The sequence below is a fragment of the Lysinibacillus sp. PWR01 genome (assembly GCF_043359455.1).
GTDB classification, from domain to species: Bacteria; Bacillota; Bacilli; order Bacillales_A; family Planococcaceae; genus Lysinibacillus; species Lysinibacillus fusiformis_F.
In genome coordinates this window covers 1-19,900 of record NZ_JBHERJ010000096.1, presented here as the reverse complement: position 1 = coordinate 19,900, position 19,900 = coordinate 1, and the positions used below count along the sequence as shown (strand labels likewise).

The 19,900-nt window shown below is 38.7% G+C and carries 26 protein-coding genes; 17 read left to right on the top strand and 9 right to left on the bottom strand.

The window, feature by feature from the left end; genetic code table 11:
- From ACEVFT_RS22180 to msrB, 3 genes are read left to right on the top strand one after another with little or no spacing between them, the layout of a single operon-like run.
- Complete coding sequence (locus ACEVFT_RS22180) at window positions 1-582, top strand: YpmS family protein (protein ID WP_205443351.1); 582 nt, start codon at window positions 1-3, stop codon at window positions 580-582.
- Window positions 583-594: 12 nt separating this feature from the next.
- On the top strand, window positions 595-1,128 hold the full coding sequence (msrA, locus tag ACEVFT_RS22175) for a peptide-methionine (S)-S-oxide reductase MsrA (protein WP_205443352.1): 534 nt from the start codon (window positions 595-597) through the stop codon (window positions 1,126-1,128).
- Complete coding sequence (msrB, locus tag ACEVFT_RS22170; protein ID WP_393951319.1) at window positions 1,121-1,549, top strand: peptide-methionine (R)-S-oxide reductase MsrB; 429 nt, start codon at window positions 1,121-1,123, stop codon at window positions 1,547-1,549. The genes msrA and msrB overlap by 8 nt, the downstream gene beginning before the upstream one ends.
- Window positions 1,550-2,333: 784 nt before the next feature.
- Here msrB and ACEVFT_RS22165 read toward each other — a convergent pair.
- Window positions 2,334-4,175 carry a methyl-accepting chemotaxis protein gene (locus ACEVFT_RS22165; RefSeq protein ID WP_393951318.1) on the bottom strand — a complete coding sequence of 614 codons (1,842 nt, stop codon included), beginning with the start codon at window positions 4,173-4,175 and terminating at the stop codon, window positions 2,334-2,336.
- Window positions 4,176-4,424: 249 nt separating this feature from the next.
- Between ACEVFT_RS22165 and ACEVFT_RS22160 the strand changes: the two genes are divergently transcribed.
- Both ACEVFT_RS22160 and deoD read left to right on the top strand, forming a co-directional pair.
- Complete coding sequence (locus tag ACEVFT_RS22160) at window positions 4,425-4,643, top strand: YozE family protein (RefSeq protein ID WP_205443357.1); 219 nt, start codon at window positions 4,425-4,427, stop codon at window positions 4,641-4,643.
- Window positions 4,644-4,754: 111 nt separating this feature from the next.
- Entirely contained in the window at window positions 4,755-5,462 is a 708-nt protein-coding gene (deoD, locus tag ACEVFT_RS22155; RefSeq protein WP_393951317.1) for a purine-nucleoside phosphorylase, read from the top strand.
- A 109-nt stretch (window positions 5,463-5,571) separates the two neighbouring features.
- On the opposite strand, the gene ACEVFT_RS22150 is transcribed toward deoD, so the two are convergent.
- Entirely contained in the window at window positions 5,572-6,615 is a 1,044-nt protein-coding gene (locus ACEVFT_RS22150; RefSeq protein WP_393951468.1) for a beta-propeller fold lactonase family protein, read from the bottom strand.
- A gap of 252 nt (window positions 6,616-6,867) precedes the next feature.
- Between ACEVFT_RS22150 and ACEVFT_RS22145 the strand changes: the two genes are divergently transcribed.
- Both ACEVFT_RS22145 and ACEVFT_RS22140 read left to right on the top strand, forming a co-directional pair.
- Window positions 6,868-8,466, top strand: coding sequence for a helix-turn-helix domain-containing protein (locus ACEVFT_RS22145; RefSeq protein ID WP_393951316.1), 1,599 nt, complete (start codon window positions 6,868-6,870; stop codon window positions 8,464-8,466).
- Between the two features lie 118 nt (window positions 8,467-8,584).
- Window positions 8,585-9,553 (top strand): ABC transporter substrate-binding protein, encoded by a 969-nt coding sequence (locus ACEVFT_RS22140; RefSeq protein ID WP_393951315.1) that lies wholly within the window; start codon window positions 8,585-8,587, stop codon window positions 9,551-9,553.
- Window positions 9,554-9,724: 171 nt separating this feature from the next.
- Here ACEVFT_RS22140 and ACEVFT_RS22135 read toward each other — a convergent pair whose 3' ends face one another.
- Complete coding sequence (locus ACEVFT_RS22135) at window positions 9,725-10,249, bottom strand: GNAT family N-acetyltransferase (RefSeq protein ID WP_393951314.1); 525 nt, start codon at window positions 10,247-10,249, stop codon at window positions 9,725-9,727.
- A gap of 111 nt (window positions 10,250-10,360) precedes the next feature.
- On the opposite strand from ACEVFT_RS22135, the gene ACEVFT_RS22130 reads away from it, so the two are divergent.
- Genes ACEVFT_RS22130 through ACEVFT_RS22115 form a run of 4 tightly spaced genes read left to right on the top strand, consistent with a single transcriptional unit; the run spans window position 10,361 to window position 12,268 of the window.
- Window positions 10,361-10,813 carry a hypothetical protein gene (locus tag ACEVFT_RS22130; protein WP_342534642.1) on the top strand — a complete coding sequence of 151 codons (453 nt, stop codon included), beginning with the start codon at window positions 10,361-10,363 and terminating at the stop codon, window positions 10,811-10,813.
- A gap of 35 nt (window positions 10,814-10,848) precedes the next feature.
- Window positions 10,849-11,358 (top strand): hypothetical protein, encoded by a 510-nt coding sequence (locus ACEVFT_RS22125; protein ID WP_393951467.1) that lies wholly within the window; start codon window positions 10,849-10,851, stop codon window positions 11,356-11,358.
- 47 nt (window positions 11,359-11,405) lie between these two features.
- Window positions 11,406-11,780 carry a hypothetical protein gene (locus ACEVFT_RS22120; protein ID WP_393951313.1) on the top strand — a complete coding sequence of 125 codons (375 nt, stop codon included), beginning with the start codon at window positions 11,406-11,408 and terminating at the stop codon, window positions 11,778-11,780.
- Window positions 11,781-11,788: 8 nt separating this feature from the next.
- Window positions 11,789-12,268: an NUDIX hydrolase gene (locus ACEVFT_RS22115; RefSeq protein WP_393951312.1), complete on the top strand. Its 480-nt coding sequence runs from the start codon at window positions 11,789-11,791 to the stop codon at window positions 12,266-12,268.
- Between the two features lie 55 nt (window positions 12,269-12,323).
- Here the strand turns inward: ACEVFT_RS22115 and ACEVFT_RS22110 are convergent, their stop codons facing one another.
- Window positions 12,324-12,473: a hypothetical protein gene (locus ACEVFT_RS22110; protein WP_393951311.1), complete on the bottom strand. Its 150-nt coding sequence runs from the start codon at window positions 12,471-12,473 to the stop codon at window positions 12,324-12,326.
- A gap of 80 nt (window positions 12,474-12,553) precedes the next feature.
- Here ACEVFT_RS22110 and ACEVFT_RS22105 point away from each other — a divergent pair, with 80 nt between their 5' ends.
- From ACEVFT_RS22105 to ACEVFT_RS22095, 3 genes are all read left to right on the top strand, one after another.
- The gene (locus ACEVFT_RS22105) at window positions 12,554-13,123 is read left to right on the top strand and encodes a group-specific protein (protein ID WP_393951310.1); all 570 of its coding nucleotides are present in this window, start codon (window positions 12,554-12,556) and stop codon (window positions 13,121-13,123) included.
- A 482-nt stretch (window positions 13,124-13,605) separates the two neighbouring features.
- Window positions 13,606-14,019 (top strand): GNAT family N-acetyltransferase, encoded by a 414-nt coding sequence (locus ACEVFT_RS22100; RefSeq protein ID WP_393951309.1) that lies wholly within the window; start codon window positions 13,606-13,608, stop codon window positions 14,017-14,019.
- Between the two features lie 120 nt (window positions 14,020-14,139).
- Window positions 14,140-14,793 (top strand): DUF2306 domain-containing protein, encoded by a 654-nt coding sequence (locus ACEVFT_RS22095; protein ID WP_393951308.1) that lies wholly within the window; start codon window positions 14,140-14,142, stop codon window positions 14,791-14,793.
- Between the two features lie 57 nt (window positions 14,794-14,850).
- Here the strand turns inward: ACEVFT_RS22095 and ACEVFT_RS22090 are convergent, their stop codons facing one another.
- Window positions 14,851-15,552 (bottom strand): DUF421 domain-containing protein, encoded by a 702-nt coding sequence (locus ACEVFT_RS22090; RefSeq protein ID WP_393951307.1) that lies wholly within the window; start codon window positions 15,550-15,552, stop codon window positions 14,851-14,853.
- A 160-nt stretch (window positions 15,553-15,712) separates the two neighbouring features.
- On the opposite strand from ACEVFT_RS22090, the gene ACEVFT_RS22085 reads away from it, so the two are divergent.
- Window positions 15,713-16,732, top strand: coding sequence for a serine hydrolase domain-containing protein (locus ACEVFT_RS22085; RefSeq protein ID WP_393951306.1), 1,020 nt, complete (start codon window positions 15,713-15,715; stop codon window positions 16,730-16,732).
- A 53-nt stretch (window positions 16,733-16,785) separates the two neighbouring features.
- Here ACEVFT_RS22085 and ACEVFT_RS22080 read toward each other — a convergent pair whose 3' ends face one another.
- Window positions 16,786-17,463: a hypothetical protein gene (locus tag ACEVFT_RS22080; RefSeq protein WP_393951305.1), complete on the bottom strand. Its 678-nt coding sequence runs from the start codon at window positions 17,461-17,463 to the stop codon at window positions 16,786-16,788.
- 123 nt (window positions 17,464-17,586) lie between these two features.
- Between ACEVFT_RS22080 and ACEVFT_RS22075 the strand changes: the two genes are divergently transcribed.
- Entirely contained in the window at window positions 17,587-18,072 is a 486-nt protein-coding gene (locus tag ACEVFT_RS22075; RefSeq protein ID WP_393951304.1) for a hypothetical protein, read from the top strand.
- A gap of 15 nt (window positions 18,073-18,087) precedes the next feature.
- Here the strand turns inward: ACEVFT_RS22075 and ACEVFT_RS22070 are convergent, their stop codons facing one another.
- The 3 genes from ACEVFT_RS22070 to ACEVFT_RS22060 all read right to left on the bottom strand — a co-directional run bounded on the left by ACEVFT_RS22070 (window position 18,088) and on the right by ACEVFT_RS22060 (window position 19,070).
- Window positions 18,088-18,288 carry a hypothetical protein gene (locus tag ACEVFT_RS22070; RefSeq protein WP_342534653.1) on the bottom strand — a complete coding sequence of 67 codons (201 nt, stop codon included), beginning with the start codon at window positions 18,286-18,288 and terminating at the stop codon, window positions 18,088-18,090.
- 32 nt (window positions 18,289-18,320) lie between these two features.
- The gene (locus ACEVFT_RS22065; RefSeq protein WP_393951303.1) at window positions 18,321-18,545 is read right to left on the bottom strand and encodes a hypothetical protein; all 225 of its coding nucleotides are present in this window, start codon (window positions 18,543-18,545) and stop codon (window positions 18,321-18,323) included.
- Between the two features lie 210 nt (window positions 18,546-18,755).
- The gene (locus tag ACEVFT_RS22060) at window positions 18,756-19,070 is read right to left on the bottom strand and encodes a hypothetical protein (protein ID WP_393951302.1); all 315 of its coding nucleotides are present in this window, start codon (window positions 19,068-19,070) and stop codon (window positions 18,756-18,758) included.
- Window positions 19,071-19,355: 285 nt separating this feature from the next.
- On the opposite strand from ACEVFT_RS22060, the gene ACEVFT_RS22055 reads away from it, so the two are divergent.
- Window positions 19,356-19,880 carry a GNAT family N-acetyltransferase gene (locus ACEVFT_RS22055; RefSeq protein ID WP_205443377.1) on the top strand — a complete coding sequence of 175 codons (525 nt, stop codon included), beginning with the start codon at window positions 19,356-19,358 and terminating at the stop codon, window positions 19,878-19,880.
- Window positions 19,881-19,900 lie beyond the last annotated feature (20 nt).

Here is a 19,900-nt window from a genome sequence, read left to right as displayed (position 1 = left end):
ATGAATAAATGGAAAGTCGCGTTTTTCGCCTTAGCGGGCACAGTGCTTTTTGCAATCCTCCTCGTCGTTTTTTTAGCAACTAGACCAGTGGATGGCGTCCATGTTGCGAAGAGTTCAGCAGGTGAAAGTGAAAGCAAAGGGAATGTACTCGTGGTGCAAACCACAACAAAGGAATTAGAATCGATATCAAAAAAATATTTAAAGGATGCAGCGAAAGGCTCACCTTTACCACTTGATTTCACAATTGGGGATGATATTCAATTACGCAGCACACTAACGGTATTTTATACGGAAATCCCTATTTCCATGAATTTTGAGCCCATTGTGGATGACAAGGGGAATATTATTTTAAAACAGACGGGCATGAATGTCGGGTTATTAAACATTCCACCGGAGACGACGATGAAAATCATGCGCGATTCGGTGGAATTTCCCTCATGGATTACTGTGAATCCGAATAAAGCCGAAATTTATATTGATTTATCGCGCATTAACATTGCTTCTGGATCACGTGTACGTGCTAAAGAATTGGACTTACCAAAGGATAAAATCTTATTGGAAATTATTGTTCCTGGTGAATAAGGAGTGAAATGAATGGCAAAGCAATATGCAACATTTGCGGGAGGCTGTTTTTGGTGTATGGTCAAGCCCTTTGACGAAACACCCGGCATTGATTCTGTGATTTCAGGCTATACAGGTGGACATGTTGTGAATCCTACCTATGAACAGGTGTGCTCTGAAACAACAGGGCATGTAGAGGCTGTACAAATCACATTTGATGATGAATTATATAGCTACGAGCAGTTACTTGCGATTTATTGGACATTGATTGACCCAACAGATGCAGGCGGGCAATTTTACGACCGTGGAGAATCCTACACAACGGCCATTTTTTATCATGACGAAGAACAACGTGAGCTAGCTGAACGTTCAAAGGCGGATTTACAAGCGTCTGGCAAGTTTGATAAACCAATTATGGTAAAAATCTTACCAGCCACTACGTTTTATCCGGCTGAGGGTTATCATCAGCAGTATTATAAGAAAAATCCAATGCACTATGAGCGCTATTCGATTGGATCCGGTCGACGAGCGTTTCAGGAGCATCACTGGGGGAATAAGCATGAGTAAAGAACAGCGTTTAAAAGAATTAACTGAAATGCAGTATTATGTGACACAGGAAAATGGTACTGAGCCACCATTTCGCAATGAATTCGATGACCATTTTGCAGAAGGCATCTACGTAGATATTGTATCTGGCAAGCCTTTATTCAGCTCACTCGATAAATACAACTCCGGCTGTGGCTGGCCAGCTTTCACAAAGCCAATTGAAAAAGAACAGGTAACCGAGTATTTCGATACATCTCACGGCATGCGTCGTGTGGAGGTACGCAGCAAAGAAGCGGATTCCCATCTAGGACATGTCTTCCCAGACGGCCCAAGTGAGCAAGGCGGCTTACGCTACTGCATAAACTCAGCAGCGCTTCGATTTATCGCAAAAGAAGATTTAGAAAAAGAAGGCTATGGCGAATACCTAGCATTATTTAAATAGTAAAGCCTAGCAAGGTAGCTCCTTGCTAGGTTTTTTTGTGTCATTATAAAGTGAGGGGGAGAAACAGCAGATAGAAGGATAAGATTCTAAAAGCGTAGGATAGAACTGAAAAAGTAGCGGATAGAATGCTGAAAGTGGAGGATAGCCCCATGAATTAGGAGGAGCCCCCGCAGATAGAAGGATAAGATTCTAAAAGTGAAGGATAGAACTGAAAAAGTAGCGGATAGAATGCTGGAAGTGGAGGATAGCTCCGCGAATTAGGAGGAGCCCCCGCAGATAAAAGGATAGGATTCTAAAAGTGAAGGATAGAACTGAAAAAGTAGCGGATAGAATGCTGGAAGTGGAGGATAGCCCTACAAATTAGGAGGAGCCCCCGCAGATAGAAGGATAGGATTCTAAAAGTGCAGGATAGAACTGAAAAAGTAGCGGATAGAATGCTGGAAGTGGAGGATAGCCCTGCGTATTAGGAAGCGAACCCGCAGATAGAAGGATAGGATTCTAAAAGCGCAGGATAGAACTGAAAAAGTAGCGGATAGAATGCTGGAAGTGGAGGATAGCCCTACGAATTAGGAGGAGCCCCCGCAGATAGAAGGATAGAATTCTAAAAGCGCAGGATAGAACTGAAAAAGTAGCGGATAGAACGCTCAAAGTGGAGGATAGCCCCACGAATTAGGAGGAGCCCTCGCAGATAGAAGGATAGAATACTCAAAGTAAAGGATAGCCCTATAAATTAAAAAAGAGAACCAATCGAAAATATTGGTTCTCCCTCTCCAATTCAAATCCCTTAAACTTTAAACTCGCTTACGAGGTTTCGTAGGCTATCGGCTTGTTGGGCGAGCTCAGTGGCTGCGGCGTTGATTTCCTGCATGGATGCGGAGCCTTGTGTGGCTGCTGCGGCAGATGTCACGGTGTTGGCCGCGGATTGTTCTGCGTAGGCATTGACATGAATGAAGTCACTTGCCACCGCATTGCTATTTTCAAGTGTTGTCGCAATTTTATCCACCATGGCTGCAATGATGGACGTTGTTTCCTCGGTATGCGACAAAATATTGGCTAAGGATTGATTTGTTTCATTGGTCACTTCAACGCCTCGGATGACCGTTGTCACACCTTCATGATTTTGGGCAATGATCGATGTGACCTCATCTTGGATGGATGTGACAATCGATGTAACCTCTTTTGCTGCACTTTGGGATTGCTCCGCCAGCTTGCGTACCTCATCGGCTACGACCGCAAAGCCTCGTCCATGCTCGCCAGCGCGCGCCGCTTCAATCGCCGCATTTAAAGCGAGAAGGTTTGTTTGCTCAGAAATGGCCGTGATCGTACCGATAATGGACGTAATATCCGCCGATTTACGACCTAATGCCTCCACAGTAGACGTTGTAGAAGCCATTGTTTCTTCAATGGATTGCATCACGAGTGACGATTGTTCCACAGAGCGACTACCTTCATCGGCTGCTTGCTGCATGGCAACAGAGGCACGATGGACAGCACTCGCTTGCTCATTTAATTGGTGCATCGAATGCTCTAAGTCGCTCATTTTTTGCTGTGCACTATTCATACTGGAAATTGTATTGTCACTATCACTCGCAATATCAGCTGTCGCATCCGCAATATCCTGAATTGTACGCGCATTTTCATCTGCTAACGACATCAGCTCCTGACTACTGCTTGATACATGATCGGCCAATTCACTTACGCGTCGAATTAAGTTGGAAATCGACTCGATTAACGTATTCGTTGAGGCTGCAATAATCGAAAATTCATCACGATTACGTACATTTACTCGTCTTGTCAAATCGCCGCCAGCTTGTGCAATATCAAGGATAGAGTCATTAATCGCCTGTGTATTACGTTTCAGTGATTTAAATAGCATAAAGCCAAAAATCACAATCGCTAAAAAGCCAACGATTGATACAAGAAAGAATGTCGTGATCGAAAGGTTTACCTGCTGGTTAAGCTTGTCTAATTTTGTTTTATTGGAATCGTCCATGACGGTATTGATGGTCTCGATGTTTTTATCGATATGCGTTTTCATTGTTTCCCCAGTAGCACCCATCATCAGCTTACGAGCCTGCTCAAGACCGAGCTCATCACGCATCGTCATAACTTTATCTGAATAATCAAGGTAATTTTTATAATATTGTTCGATTGCCTGCATATGACCTAGTTCCACTTGTCGATCTTGAAATTGATCTTTCAAAGCAGCTAACTTTTTATTAATGGTATCAATTTTTAAATGATAAGAAGTGGAATAAATGCCGTTACCAGTAATCAAATATGATTGTTCTAAATTGGTCAGTCTAGCAATCTCGTAGGCAAGTTGATTCACCGTTAGTTGCTCCTGCACATTTTTCTTTGTGAAGTCTTCCATTTGGTGCTGCAAATTTTGTATATTGACATAGGACAATATACCCATTACACCGTTAATTACAATAAGAAGTGCAAACATAATAAGCACTTTACCCCGAATTAAATGGTAAAAACGTTGTCGTTTTTCTTTAATAGGAGGGGGATTGTTCCCGGTTTCCCCTTGTGTAGAAGCTTTCCTCTTTTTAAAAAAGCTAAAAATAAAGAGAGACGGGCGTTTTTTCGCTGTATCATGAGTTTTTTTAGTCTTTTTCATCGCCATCACCTTCCTATTTTTTTAAATAGTCGATTTCAATTTTATCTTATTTTGCTAGATTTTTCTATCGTTATTTCTAAAAATTAAAATTTTTCAGATAAAATAACTATGACAAAAGTCAGGACCGACCATGAAAATAGTTCTAAAATCATAAGTGGGTAAAATATAGTAGTAGTGGAAGTTATGACGAACGCTATTTTTTTTGATACACTAGCGAAAAGCCAATGCATAAAAAGGGGAAATTGTTTGATGAAGAAAAGTTTTTATTTATATGTCCTAACCTATCGAGGTGGTGATTGGTCTGACCCTAAAGTACGCTTTGCAGAGGAAGTATTTCATGAGCATAATTTTCCAAAGCAGAGCACAGACTTTAATGAGTTGTCCGACTATATCGAAACCTACGCGACGGAAAACTTAACAATCGAGACCTTTGATTCTTTGTGGACGCTTTATGAGGAACAAGCTTAATTGTACGAAAACTATAAATAATTTTGAAGTTGCTAGACGTCTAGCATTGCGTAAATGACAGAAACACAGTATTATTTATAGTGATAACTGACAGAAAAGAGGGATTGCAGTATGAGTATTCATATTAATGCAAAAAAAGGTGAAATCGCTGACACAATTTTACTTCCAGGAGATCCACTACGTGCAAAATACATTGCAGAAACATTTTTAGAAGATGTAACTTGCTACAATGAAGTACGTAATATGTTCGGATACACTGGTACGTATAAAGGGAAACGTATTTCTGTACAAGGAACTGGTATGGGTGTGCCATCTATTTCTATCTATGTAACAGAATTAATGCAAGAATATGATGTACAAAAATTAATCCGTGTAGGTACTTGTGGTGCAATTCAAAAAGATGTAAAAGTGCGTGACGTGATTTTAGCGCAAGGAGCAACTTCGGATACACGTATGAACCAAATCATTTGGGGCGGTGCTATCGACTTCGCACCAATCGCTGACTTTGACCTATTATTAAAAGCTTACAATGCAGGAAAAGAAGCAGGTCTTAACTTACAAGTAGGGAATATCTTTACAGCAGATTTATTCTACTCAGACGAGCACCAAAACGAAAAATTAGCTCAATACGGCGTACTAGCAGTAGAAATGGAATCAGCAGCTCTTTACACATTAGCTGCAAAATTCGGCCGTAAAGCACTTTCTGTTCTAACAGTAAGTGACCACATCATTACAGGTGAAGTAACAACAAGTGAAGAACGTCAAACAACGTTCAATGATATGATTGTGGTAGCGTTAGACGCAGCAATTCAAGACTAACTCAACGTTTTATACCAATCTAATTTCATAATGAACAAAGGCAACCGACAAAAAACCGACCATTTTTTAAGATGGACAGGGAATAGTCGGTTGCTTTTTTCTTGGGAAATTATAGGCAGATGGTTCCGGTTTTGATACCAGTAGGGCCGTTAAATCCTGGGATTGTGGCAATCACCATGTTTGTTGCTATGTCTATGACAGACACCGTATTTTCTGTTTGATTTGTTACATAAGCAAGTGTTCCGTTTGGCAAGATGGTTACTTGGTCTGGAGATGATCCTACTGGAATTGTCGCAATTACCGTGTTAGTGGCTGTACTGATAACAGATACCGTATTATTGCCTTTATTTACAATGTAAACAAGTGTTCCATTAGGTGTAATAGCTGTTCCTACTGGGCCTGCTCCGACAGGGATAGTATTCACTACCGTATTTGTAGTGGCATTAATGACCGATACTGAGCCGCTATTTTCGTTTGTCACGTAAGCAAATTGTCCGCTTGGCGTGAAAACAATGGATCTAGGACGAATTCCTACAGGGATTGTCGCAATCACCGTATTGGTGGCAGTATTGATAACTGATACTGAATTTGAATTCTCGTTTGCAACATATGCAAACGCACCATTCGGCGTAAAGGCAATACCTTGAGGTTGTAGCCCTACTGGAATCGTAGCGGTTACGGTATTAGTAGCTGTGTTGATGACAGATACAGTGCTCGATCCGTGATTGGATACATAAGCAAGCGTCCCGTTTGGTGAAATGGCAACACCAAGGGGGTTAATGCCTACAGGGATGGTAGCGATTGGCAAGTTTGTGGCCGTGCTAAAAACCGTTACATTATCCGAGAAGAGCGCTGGAACATAACCAAAAGCGCCATTTGGTGTAATCGCTACTTCTAGCGGAGCAGTTCCTACTGGAATGGTAGCGACGATTGTGTTTGTTGCGGTATCGATCACAGATACTCTATTATCAGGCGTTGCGAGCTGCCCAGCATCTGTCACATAGACGAGATAATGACAGCTTGGTGGTATGGGTAAAAATGGGGGCTTACAATTACAACGACAACAAGGACAACAGCAGCGACAATGACAATTTGGATTTGATTTGAACTTGAATTTTTTAAAATATTTCTGTTCTTTCCCCACACAGGACATCCTTTCGGTCATATATGGCTACTTTATGCGTAAAGAGTTAGGCTTTTTGTACGTTTACCTAGCCAATCCCTTTTCTTCGGAGAAATGAATAGGTCTGCCTTGACAATAAATTCATTGAAATAGAAAAGGAAATTATCAATTCCAATAGGGGATATAATATAATTGCATAGGATAAAAAGATCTTGGAAATAAAGAAGCAGATAAATTACAGGTTGAGAGATACATAGAAGAATTAAAGAAAGAGGTGATAAAATGCTAACCTATGAGCTTTTGGATACAAGGCTACTAGCCGATGAGGGAACGATTCGTCCTGTTATGCTGACAGGGCCGTTTCCTATGATTATCATTCCTACACAACCGATTGCCATTCGGGCAGAGAAGCGTAGTTGTCGAATAGGGAAAGGGCAATTTGTCTTGCTTCTGCATCCAGAACAGGGCTTTCATATGGTCCCAAGTGAGGGAGAAGCATTTGCTCCTGTTTACTGTCTATCCTTTAACAGTTATCGATTGGCTAAACGGGAACAAGACACGCTGCTCTATGTGGCAGATACAGCACATTTGCCAGGGCATGGACAGGTTATGGAATTTCCTCGATATGCGGAAGGACTGCTGAAAAATTTGATGGCGCAGTTTCAGCAGACACAAAAGGTAAGTGCTACTCCTAAGCTCCATTTGCTCCTGCATGAGTTATTCGATACGATTTTTGAAAGAAAGCGTATCGATATTAGTTTCGTGACACATGATCAAGCCATTCAGCAGGCCGTTACCTATATTAAACAGCATTTTGCAGCACCACTAACACGCTCTTTTATGGCCAATATGACTGGTTTTAATGAAAGCTATTTTTCTTCATTATTTAAGAAAGAGACAGGATGGAGCTTTGCTGAGTACGTCAATCAAATTCGGATTGATCAGGCAAAGCGTATGCTACTTGGCACAAATGACAAATTGCAGGATATTGCATTGAAAACAGGATTCGCAGATGGCTCGTATTTGGGGAAAACGTTCACCAAGTATGTTCACCTTTCAGCTAGTAGTTTTCGCAAAAGGAGACATACAAACCGTATCGTCAGTATTCAATTTCTAGGGGCATTACTGGCTCTAGATATTCAGCCCCTTGCGACTACACGGGAGCTGCTTCAATCATCCCATCTGTTGCACAAGCATTTGCCGAATATTGTGGAGATAGAATCCTTTGATCAAATGGAAGTGTTGCGACAACTAGCCCCAGAGCTAATCGTGGCTCCCACTTATTTATATAATTACCCTGAGATACTGAAAACACTCGAACAAATCGCTCCTGTTTTGACTCTTCCTTGGGGGCAGCTAGACAAGCTTGAGGAAGTGCAATTGCTTGGTACACTGCTTGGGCGAACACAGGAGGCTGAGGATTGGATGACGAGGTTGCAGCAATCAGCTCAGGAAGCAAGAACAATCATCAAACCATTTTTAGAGCCCGGGATGACAGCAGGAATCTATGAATTAGGGCACGATAATTTATGGCTGATTCCTTATCTATCCGTTCGCTCCGCCTATACTTTATATCAGCTTTTAGGACTCAGTGCGCCTCAGCGTATTCAGCAGGAGGTACTGCAAACAGGTAAACATCTGAAAGTCGAAGAACAGGACGTACCAATGTACGCGGCAAGTCACATGTATTTAATTGTGCCGGCTGATGATACGGAATCTTTCCGTGAAAAGTTGATACAGCGCTCTGTTTGGCAACGATTAGTGTATGAACAAGGCTGCCAACTACACTTACTGAAGCTAAATGATTTTTGGTTTGATGATGGTCTATCATTGGAGCTTCAACTTGATGTAATGGTAAAATTGTTAACTAATCAAAGTTAAATCCAACAATTTTCCCTATACAACATCCAATTTATAGGCGTTGTCCTTGTACAATCTTGTCTTTATAATGAACATATCATCGCGAATGATAATCATTATCAAACAAGGAGGTACAATCTTGTACTTACATAAACTGGTAAAAACCATATTATTTCTTGCTTTAATCGTTATACTTACTGCCTGTGGCAATGCAAATGATAGCACGAAAACGGAGACAAATAAGGATACTTCCTCAACAGCTGAAACATCAGACTCAGCGACAAAAATAATTAAAACGCAACGTGGAGAGCTTGAAATGCCACGTAATCCGCAGCGCATTGTAACAGATGGCTATTTACCAGAGCTGCTTGTGCTAGGGGTGAAGCCAGTCGGTTCTACGCAATGGGATTTGGAGAACAAAGTCATACAGGATCAGATTGAAGGAATTGAATCTACTGGAGAGCGATCATTGGAGACAATCGTTCAGCTGAAGCCAGATTTAATCATCACTTGGGTGAGTGATGAAAAGATTCTTCAGCAGTATGAGAAAATTGCACCAACGCTTGCGCTCCCTTATAGCTCTTCAGGTGATATTTATGAAATTATGCGTCTTTTGGGTGATGCTTTAGATAAAAAAGAGGAAGCCGAAAAATGGATTAAGCATCTAGATAAGACAGCAGAGGAAGCACGAGCACAGCTTGCGAATATTGTGAAGCCAGATGACACATTTGCACTGATGGGCGTTTTCGTAGTAGATAAAGGATTTTATATTTACGGTGACGGAGGCTATAGGGGCGGTGAAGCTATTTATAAGCATCTGCAATTAAAGCCACCTGCCAAACAGGAGAAGGAAATGATAGGGAAAGAAGCCTATCGACAAGTTTCGTACGAGGTTATTCCTGAATATGCGGGCGATTATATCTTCATCGATCAGGGTGATTTGATCTCAGAAGTATGGGGTGAGAGCGAAGGACTTTGGAAATCACTAGACGCTGTGAAGAATGACCGAGTGTTCAAGCTAGATCCAGATTTATTCTGGGGCAATGATCCCATTTCATTAGAGCTGCAAATCAAAGAAGTTGTAAACATGTTGACGAATAAACAATAAGAATGAAATAAACCCTTAAAGGTCACTCATGATGAGTGGCCTTTATTGTTGGAAGATCATTACATAAATTTGTGAATACTATTTACATTATAGCTAATAAAACAAATGATCCAATGCTGAAAAGATTTTCTTTATTTGCTTTGACTAGATAGTATTTAAAAATCAAATTTATTACATGCGTTTCTCTAAAGTTTCTTCGATATCATGCCATTCATACACTAATTCTTCTACTACTTTCCCACCAATTGTAATTTCTAAGCTTTTTATAAGATTCGCACCATAATGTTCATAAAAATGACGTGTTTTATTCTCAGCTAAGACTTCAACAAATATAGTTTGGCAGTTCTTTTGATGAAAGTAGTGAAAGATTGCCTTCAACAATAGTTTTCCTATCCCTTTCCCGTGATAGTCTTCTAAAAGATAGAGCGTTTCTAGATAATTGGAATTAGGTGTGGGGTTTGAGTCTCTTTTACTTGCAGATGTGAAGCCAATAATGTCGCCCAATTCATTTTCAGCTACTAGAACATACTTGGTTTTATCGGCAAGTTGTTGCGTCCATAATTGCGTTCTTTGTTCGTAAGATAACTTACTTAAATATTCAGCTGGCACAATATGTTTATAGGTTGTTCGCCAACTATCAACATGCACTTTTCCAATGCCTTTCGCATCTTGTATGGTTGCCTTTCTAACGATCAATTTTATCACCTCCTATGTAAATCTTTATAAACGGAATTATAACATGTTCTACAGTTTATTTACTAAATAAGGTAAAATATGAAATGTATAGGTTTATAGAGGAGGGTATTCTTGAAAAATAAGTATATGTGTACTATTCAAATTAATTTAGATGGTGGAGATATTCAATTTGATGTGTCAAATGATGAACAATTATTTAGTTTTAGATCTGGTTTAGCCTTTATAGCCATCCCACAATTTTTCTCCACGCTCACCAGTTTTTATCAAGGGAATACAAATCAAGTAACGATAGATTGTCATGGATACTTTGATTACTATATTTTTTCCAGTGATGGTGAATACATATTAATTGAACATAAAAGTCATTATCCTATCGAAAGAATAGTTAATTATCAATTTACTCTTAGGGAGTATATGGAGGCTATAGAGCAGGGCTTCAAAAAATATTTGGTGCAGTTAGAGAATGAAGGTATCTTCCCATTTAAAGATCAAGCATTTGCTCATCCTTTAGGAGAGGATGTTTTAAATGCTTTTTATAACTTTTCTTCACTATTAAAAGCTTGAATAGCATAGTAAAAGGAGAAAGAACATTGAAAAGAGTGATGATGGTAAGTTTCTTAGTTTTCTTACTGGGATGTTCAAATGAAGAACAACAATTTGAACATTTTTTTCAGCAAAAAATGACGGAAATGCATCTAGGTGAAAAAAACTTTACGTATTCCCTCGTTCAGAAAGAGTTGAATGTCGTTCATGAAGGGGATGCCATTGCCATTTTCTTAGAACAGAAAGATCAGGAAGAAAAAATTTATATTGCTTACTTTGAAAAAGAAAAGAATCAGTGGGAATGGATACAAACGAGGGGAGCTAAGTGGCATTCTCCTGTACAATGGTCAGCGATGAATAGTGAACCCTATATCTATTCAGGTACAATAGACGACAATTCAATTGTTGAGATTTATGCAGGTAACGAACAAGCGAAGCTCCTTCCCATTGAAAACGATCAACGATTTTGGTATGCCATTAGTCCAATTCAAGATGTGAAGGTGAAGACCGTTCATGAAAATGGAATAATAGAAATGATTGAAGAAATAAATCATGAAAAGTTTTAAAGAGTTTTTTTACATTAGAATATTTTTAGTGAAGGAGAGATGAAATAATGAAAAGTTTAGGCTTACTAATAGCAGCTCTTTTGGCAGTAAGTGCAGTCTTTATTGATAGCAATAAATTATTTTATCCTCTTTTGCCGATCGATTCCCTTACACCAAAGGAAGCCATACAAAAATTAAATACATCCCCCTTTGATGTAGTGGCGCTCTCCAATGATAGGAAGGCAACTTGGTATCTCACAGCCATTTCAGCTAGGGGCATACAGAAGGTGGACGAGGACATTCAGCAAATGATGGCTAATGAAGGATGGGCATTTCTTGAAAAGGAGGGGAGCGGGCTATTTTTTGAAAAAAATGGGGAACGTTCCATTGTGACAACGGAAATGTGGACGAAGCAGTATGTGCTTGTTCAAATTCAGAAATGAGGTGCCCTTTGGAAGTATGGGATATCTACGATAAAAACCGAAAAAAAACAAATAAGCGTCATGTACGAGGGACAGAATTAGCAGCTGAAGATTACCATATCGTTGTGCATGTATGGATTCGTAATAACAAGGGAGAATTCCTTTTAACAAAAAGACATCCCAATAAACATTATCCTCATTTATGGGAATGTCCTGGTGGCTCCATAGTAGCTGGTGAAAGCAGTCTGGATGGGGCTATTCGTGAGGTGGAAGAGGAAATAGGGATACAATTATTGAGGACCAATGGACAATTAGTAAAGAGTGAACGTCGTGATTGTTTCAATGATTTTTACGATGTTTGGTTGTTTGACCAAAGCTTTGAAATGAGTGACACCATACTTCAAGAGGAGGAAGTGACAGCGATTCAATGGGTCACAAAGCTAGAGCTTGAAAGAATGCTTCACGCGAATAACATAGTACCGACACTTAGCTACTTTACGTCCATTTAACAGCTGAAGTCCTGATTGATATTGCCAATTCAATTGATTATCCAAAGCAAAAGTATTAGCCCTTCTGGTTTTTATTTTTCAGCTCTTCTCGTAATTTCTTTATTTCCTCAGTTTGCTCCAAAATAGTATTGTTGACTCGTCTAATCGAATCATATATCGCCAAAATCCCAGCAAAAATAACAATGACAAACAATAATTCCATCATGCACCTACTTTCTATTTTTACAATCATTGTAACAGGAATTTCCAAATGTATGAAGAAATAGTTAGGTGGAGGTGCTTGTCATGCAGAGGTATGTTTATCATATGGTTCCAAGGGAAATGGTCGGTCAGGAGCTCATGCCATTAAATAGGCTAGGGGCAAAGTATCCACATTTATATGAACGCTATACGAAAAAGTATTTTGACCATCCTGAGCGAACGAAATTGCTATCAAGAGAAATCCCTCCATTAAATTGCTTGTGGCATGATGTTGTCCATTTCCTACCTATCCACCCTAATCATATTTATAAGAAGTTAACAGAGCTAGGTATTGAAACGAAAGAAAACCTTATGTTTTATCAAATTCCAATCCAAAAGCTGACAGCTAATCAAAATACGATGTACCTGTATTCGAAGGAACACTATAAAGTGCCTGCAGGGGCAATCGCTGCAAAGGATATTAAACCACTGTCAATAGATGATTATAGGGAACTGGAACAGCTACCTTCAGCAACCATTGACTATTTTCAAACGGAGAAAGAAAAAGGCAAGAACTTTGGGCTTTTTGCGTATATTCCGCATCTCTTAAGCTTAGGCAATGTAAACATAGACACTGTGGAAATCATTACATGGAATCACCTCAATCCTAACTGAGGTGGACAAAGAAATAGGGTGTGCCGAGTAGGTGGCTACCCTTAAATTTCTTAATTTCTTCCTCCTACTCATTAGCTATGATTTCTATTAGACTGTCGAAAAACGAGTTGAAGCAAATACACAATCAGTCGCAAAATGAGTAGATAGATAAAAGCTTCAATCAAGCTTGTTGCTAGTATCATTACATAACGACCGAAATCTTCTAATTCATGAAAAGTATATTTTTGTATGTGCCAATCAAAAAATAATGCTTTGTAACTCGTCCCCAAAAAGATGGGTATGAAAAGTAGCCAATAAAAGGGCGGTAAACTAAATTTATAGCCTTTAACCAGCAAGGGACTCCCTCCTCAACTTTTAAGTCATCATAACATAAAAGATAATGTTTTAGTATATTATGGAAGTACCAAAGTGTTATTTACAAATATAGTAATTTAAAGGTATTATTAGTAAGTTAAAATGAACCGCAAGAAAGGTAGAATTCCATGAAACTGATTCAATCAAGCAAGATCCAACCTGAAGTGAAAACATTATTATCCTATGCTACTTCAGAAAAGAAAGTGGATAGGGAATATCCATTGTATATTGAAAATACAGAAAGAGTGTTGTATGGCTATACCATCGAGCAAGATTTAGTCGGTTGTATAGGAATCGTTAAAGGAGAGGCAAATCGCTGTGAAATTAAACATATTGCCGTATCGCCCGCTTTTCGTGGAAAAGGTATTGGACGTGAGATGATTCGGTATGTAGAAGAATATCATGCTTTTTCTTCTATTTATGCAGAAACAGATCAAGAAGCCGTACTCTTTTATAAAAATCTTGGCTTTCACATTACGAGTTTAGGAGAAAAATACCCTGGGGTGGAGCGTTTTGCCTGTCTATTAACCTGCACTACATAATGGTCAATTCGTTGTACTGTCGATAAACGTCCACTTATATGCTTTTTACGCCCTGTTATTTGTTTATGTTAAAAGATAGGAAATTGCAATGGTACGCTAACATAGAAAGGAGCTATAAAAATGAAAAAGAAATTGTGGTTGATTGTATGCGGCTTGGCATTATTCATAGCGGGCTATTCGATTGTTCAATACTTACTATTCGATGCACGGCAGGCAGGATTTGTTCAATTAAAGCTCATGCTTAGTGCTACATTGAATTCATTTTGGTATATGATGCTCTATATACATATTGTATTCGGTGTATTAGCCTTAGTCATCGGTCCTTTTACATTGTCATCAAAGTTACGAGAGAAAAATGTGAAACGCCATAGAATATTAGGCAGTATTTATATGGTCAGTATTTTATTTGGTGGCTTGGCAGGACTTTATTTAGCACTGAACGCAACAGGGGGCTGGGTAGCACAGCTAGGCTTTGCTTTATTAGCTATAGGGTGGCTCATCACCATGTTTCAAGCGCTGGTTCATATTAAAAAACGAAACATCCAAGGCCATCAGAAATGGATGTTAAGAAATTATGCTTTAACCTTTGCAGCTGTCACATTACGAATTTGGCTACCTTTGTTTACGGTATTATTTGGCTTTGATCATTTTCAGTATAGTTACGCCGTTATCGCCTGGCTATGCTGGGTGCCCAATTTCATCGTAATGGAATGGTATATCCAGCGTAAGCTCCATGCATTGATAGACAATCGACATGTAACCAAGACGACTTGACTTGAATATCTTCTTCGAGCATTGGGATTAAATAGAGCCTAATGCTCTTTATTTTAATTAGTATTCAAATACATGCAAATTGTCCTTTTGATCCACTGTAGCGAGAAGGACATCTTTTATTTCTAGGTTATGGATTGCTTTCAGTTGACCCTTCAACCATTGCTCAGAATGCTTGGTTTTGTTTAGCTCATGGTAATCAATTTTTCCCTCTTTAATAAGAATAATCGGAAGAAAAAAGGGTTCCGGCTGTAAATTCATATCTGCCCGTGTCGGTGTTTGATAGGGCGTGTGTAAAAAACTAGAAATCGATCCGTCTGGTTCCCACAATGCCAGCGCTACATTTTGAACCTCTTCAATTTTTTCCTTTCTTAGCTCGGATAAAAGCAAATCTACAGAGATTCTAGCCTTCCGTAAGTTGGCGTTAATAATTTGCCCATTTTTAATAAGAGGAATTGGCGGAGAGTCTATCAAATGGCGAAAGGCTATCCATTTTAGGCTTATAAAAACACCGATAAGGTATAACAAAACTAAAACGGTCATGGTAATCATGGAGCCCTTCATTCCTAATCCTTCATCAGATAAGGGGTGTGCGATAATATTCCCAAGTGTGATGGCCATGGCAAAGTCCAGTAATCTTAACTGAGAAATAGAACGCTGCCCCATAATTTTTGTCGCGAAAAGTAAGAAGAAAAAAGCGATAATGGCTCGGAGAATCCATTGAATCGCCGTAAGTGATTCTTGACTATGAAAAAATTCCACAGTGACACATCCTCTTTTTTCTTATTGTTTCCTTCCGTTACATGATTATGCGGATCTTTATGATTGAAACGAAATAGACTTGTAAAAATATGTTCAAAACGATATGGTTAAAATAAAAAATCTATTATTTAGTAATTTTAAGAAAACCAGGAGAATACTTATGCAAACAAAATTACAACATATCGTAATGGAAATACAAGAGAAGGTTGATTTTTCAGGTACAGTTCTAGTGGAAAATGAGGAGAAGGTTGCCTTAGTCAGCCAAAGCTTTGGCTATGCGAATCGCTCAGAACAAATCGATAATCATGCTAAAACTCGTTTTGGCATTGCCTCTGGCTGTAAAATCTTTACCGCAGTCGCTATTTGTCAGCTTATTGAAAAAGGGAAGCTCTCTTTTGACACGAAATTAAGTGATTGTCTGCCTCCACATTTTAAGCACTTCGATGAGCAAGTAACCGTTGCTCATCTGCTAACACATACTTCGGGCATACCCGATTATTTTGATGAGGAAGAAATGGCGGAATTTGAAGCGTTGTGGGTTGAAAATCCGATGTATCAGCTTCGAACATTGCGTGATTTCTTACCCTTATTCCAAAATCGACCGATGAAATATAAAGTAGGTGAGAAATTTCATTACAACAATGCAGGATATATTGTATTAGGGTTAATCGTAGAGCATATCGCTGGGATGGATTTTTCCGATTACATTCAGCAACATCTATTCGATCGGGTGAATATGACGGAATCTGGCTATTTTTCGTTTGATTCTCTGCCATCTAATACAGCGTTAGGGTATCTAGACAACCCAGACGGGACCTGGAAAACTAATATCTATTCATTACCTGTAAAAGGTGGTTCTGATGGGGGAGCATTTGTCACAGGGAAGGATATGGCAAAGTTCTGGTGTGCGCTCATGAACTTTGAGTTTTTAAATGAAGATTTAACGAATCAGCTGCTTTTACCTCATGTAGAAATAGATGAAAATGATGGTTATGGCTATGGTGTATGGATTAAGAAGAACAGTGAACAAGCTATACTAAAATACCATGTAATGGGATATGATCCTGGTGTGTGCTTCCATTCAGCTTATTATCCTGCGTCGTCCATCAAAGTTGTCGTTTGTTCTAATAAATCAAAGGGAGCTTTTGATATGATGAAAGGAATAGAGGCTATCTTATAAAAGAATAGGGCTTGTCTGTAAAAAAGATTACAGACAAGCTCTGTTACTAGTTATTAAGTAATGCCACCATATATATTACAATAATATTCGACCTCAATAATATGAGGCGATGATACACCATTATATGAATAGTAGCCACCGATTGTAATATTGTAAGCACTGCCTTGATCTTTAATGGAAGGGTCATATCCTGTTTGCGTCCAGTTGCCTTCGCCCTGTTCAATTTTTGACGACAATGAATGCATAACCGAGAATAACTGTCTTCCACCAGGAATATCCTTGCTTAGTTGGGTGTCAAATGAACCATCAACACGAATGATTGTTTGATGTGATCCCATATGTAATTTCACTAATTTTGGTACTTTTACTGGTGAAAAAATTTCTTTATTATCGACCACGACAAATGAAGTGTCGATTCTTCCTTTTAACATGTCCTCAAAATCATTTAATTCAAGCCAATAATCCGCTGAAAATGTTGTAATGGGATCTAGTTTAAAGCCTGTACCATACTCTTCATTTAATTGATTGACAATCGTCGAATATTCTTTATAGTATTGTTCCTTCTGTGCTAGCGTCAAAACTAATGGAACAGGTGCCATGACAGATTTCTTTTCTATTATTTGTTCATCGACTGATGTAGATTGTGGTGAGGCTGCTTCGTCATCATTATTACAGCCTGTAAGGAAGAGGGCTCCTAGTACAATGCCTGTCACCAAATATTTTTTCAACACCTTCACCTCCATAAAATGAAAAGTACTTCTATTGTATCATACATAAATGCGTATATTTTCATTTATTTGGTAAATTATTAGTTTCGTAGTATATTGTAGAGAGAAGAACAAAGGAGAGATAGGATGGCACTATTAAAAGAATATTCGAGCAATCCTTGTTGTGAGGTAGAGCTTAACATTATATTGGTGAACGAGGGAAGTGTAAGATTCCGCATTGAATTTCGCTATGGACCAGCTTTCCCAGCTATACATACTGAAATTTATTGTTTAAAAAGAGATTTTCTTCAATTATTAGAAGACATGACGCAATTGAAGCCTACCCATTTAAGTATGTTCGAGCCGCATGATCCTGGACTATGCATCTATCATATCCCTCATTATGGGCAATATTTTTACCCTGGATATGGTATTTTTCAAATCCCTGAGGAGGAGAGAGAGGAAGCAGAGCCTCGTTATAAATTAATGTTTGTCCTAGATGCCTATGAGAGGAATCATTACGGAGCAAGAGAATGTGGCCCTGCATTATGTATAATCGTGACGATGGAACAAATCCAAGTGTTCGTTAACCGTTTGCAGGCTGATGTAACGAATTTTAATGGAAGTTACTAGAAGGGGATAGAGTGGTCATTGATCTTCCTCCTCTATAACGATGCTGTAGGAAAGATTGAGGCGATCACATACCCAGTTTTCGAATAGCTGATCGATTTGCTTTTTCATTTCATCGCTAGGTAATTGCTCATTTATCCCTAATTGCTCAAATGAAAATGTTTCCTGGATTTGCTCTTTATACTTGGTATTGAAGGCAAAAGTAATGATTTTAGACACGTGATTTTCCTCCGTTTTTCTGGCGTGTGCAACTATGGTCGAATAATAAGAAATTGTATGTCGTTCTTATTTTCAGTAACGAAGCTTTTTTTCTTTGGAGAAAAAGAATAAAAAATGCTGTCGGCTGAATTGTCATTAATATATATAGTGTAATTCGTATGATGCTCTAGCAATTGCTTAAATTGTTGAATGATTTGTTCGTTCGGTGCTTCAGCTTTTGTTTCTTTGTCTAATTCAAGAGCAATCGCTGTTATCATAGCCTGAATATCTTTTTGGCTTGCAGGACGATTTAATTTTTCCTGCCTAGATAAAAAAGCATCTATTTCTTCAGGTGTAAGATCTCGTTCAGCTATGTTTTTTCCTCCTCTCCAATTAATCTTTCTGTTAAAAAAGTAACTTAATAGTAGAATTGTAAATGTTAAAATTTAGTATAAACTTTTGTACATATTGGTGCAATAGCTACCCTTTTAAGGAGCGGTGTACTTCTGTTTTTTTTGCTTCTTTTGCTTCTTTTGTTTATAGGCAATATAAGAAGTCTTTAAAGAAGCATAACTCCCAATTGCTGCATAGCCATAAAACCAGCCCATAAATAGTCCAGCAAGAAGATTATGGCGATGGCTGATGAAAATGGAAATGAGTAAGCCGACGACTAATGCAATGGTCGGAACCCAGAAAGGCTTAATATGACATATTTTCTTGATGAGTTGTGTAATCAACATCACGACAGGTACTGCAATGACGGCATCCCAAAAATTTGTATGTATGAGTGGAAAATGTTCCATTTCGTGCACCTCGCATTGACTGATTTAGAACTTATTGTGGTCAAGTTGGCTGATTTTATGCAGAAGCATGTTGAGAACTCGTAGAGGATTTGTATAGAGTATGTTTAGATGGCTGTGTTAGTCTTAAGCTGTCGGGATGCGCAAGCAAACTAACACGCACAAAAAGGACAGGGTCGTTTGGCCTTGTCCTTTTAATAAGATGTCATCTAATGGAAATAAAGATTGAAATCGTTCGTTGCCAAATGTAAAATTTGATTAACAAATCCATGATAAAAGAGGTATACGATGTTTCCTATATTACATACTGAACGATTAGTGTTAAGAGAATTGGCGAGTCCTGATGCACAAGCTCTCCTTGATTGCTTTTCGAATCCTGAAGTTTTACGTCATTATGGACAACAACCTTTAACGAATTTAGTACAGGTGCAACAAATCATTAAAAATTTTGCCAATAATTTTACCGAAAAACGCGGTATTAAATGGGGCATTGCATTAAAGGAACAAGAAGGGATTATTGGTACAATCGGCTTTCAAGAGTGGTCAATAGAGCATCGAAGAGCGGAAATCAGCTATGCACTTTTTCCTGAATATTGGGGAAAGGGCTATGCTCAGGAAGCTGTGAAAAGAGCCATTTCCTATGGTTTTGAAGAGATGGATTTAGTACGAATTGGTGCCATTGTGTTTAAAGAAAATGAAGCTTCTAATCTGTTATTGCAAAAAATAGGCTTCGAACAAGAAGGCTTATTAAAAAAATATATGCATCAAAATAATGTGCCACATGATACCTATATGTATTCACTGATAAAATAAAATGGAGACCAGATTCCTAA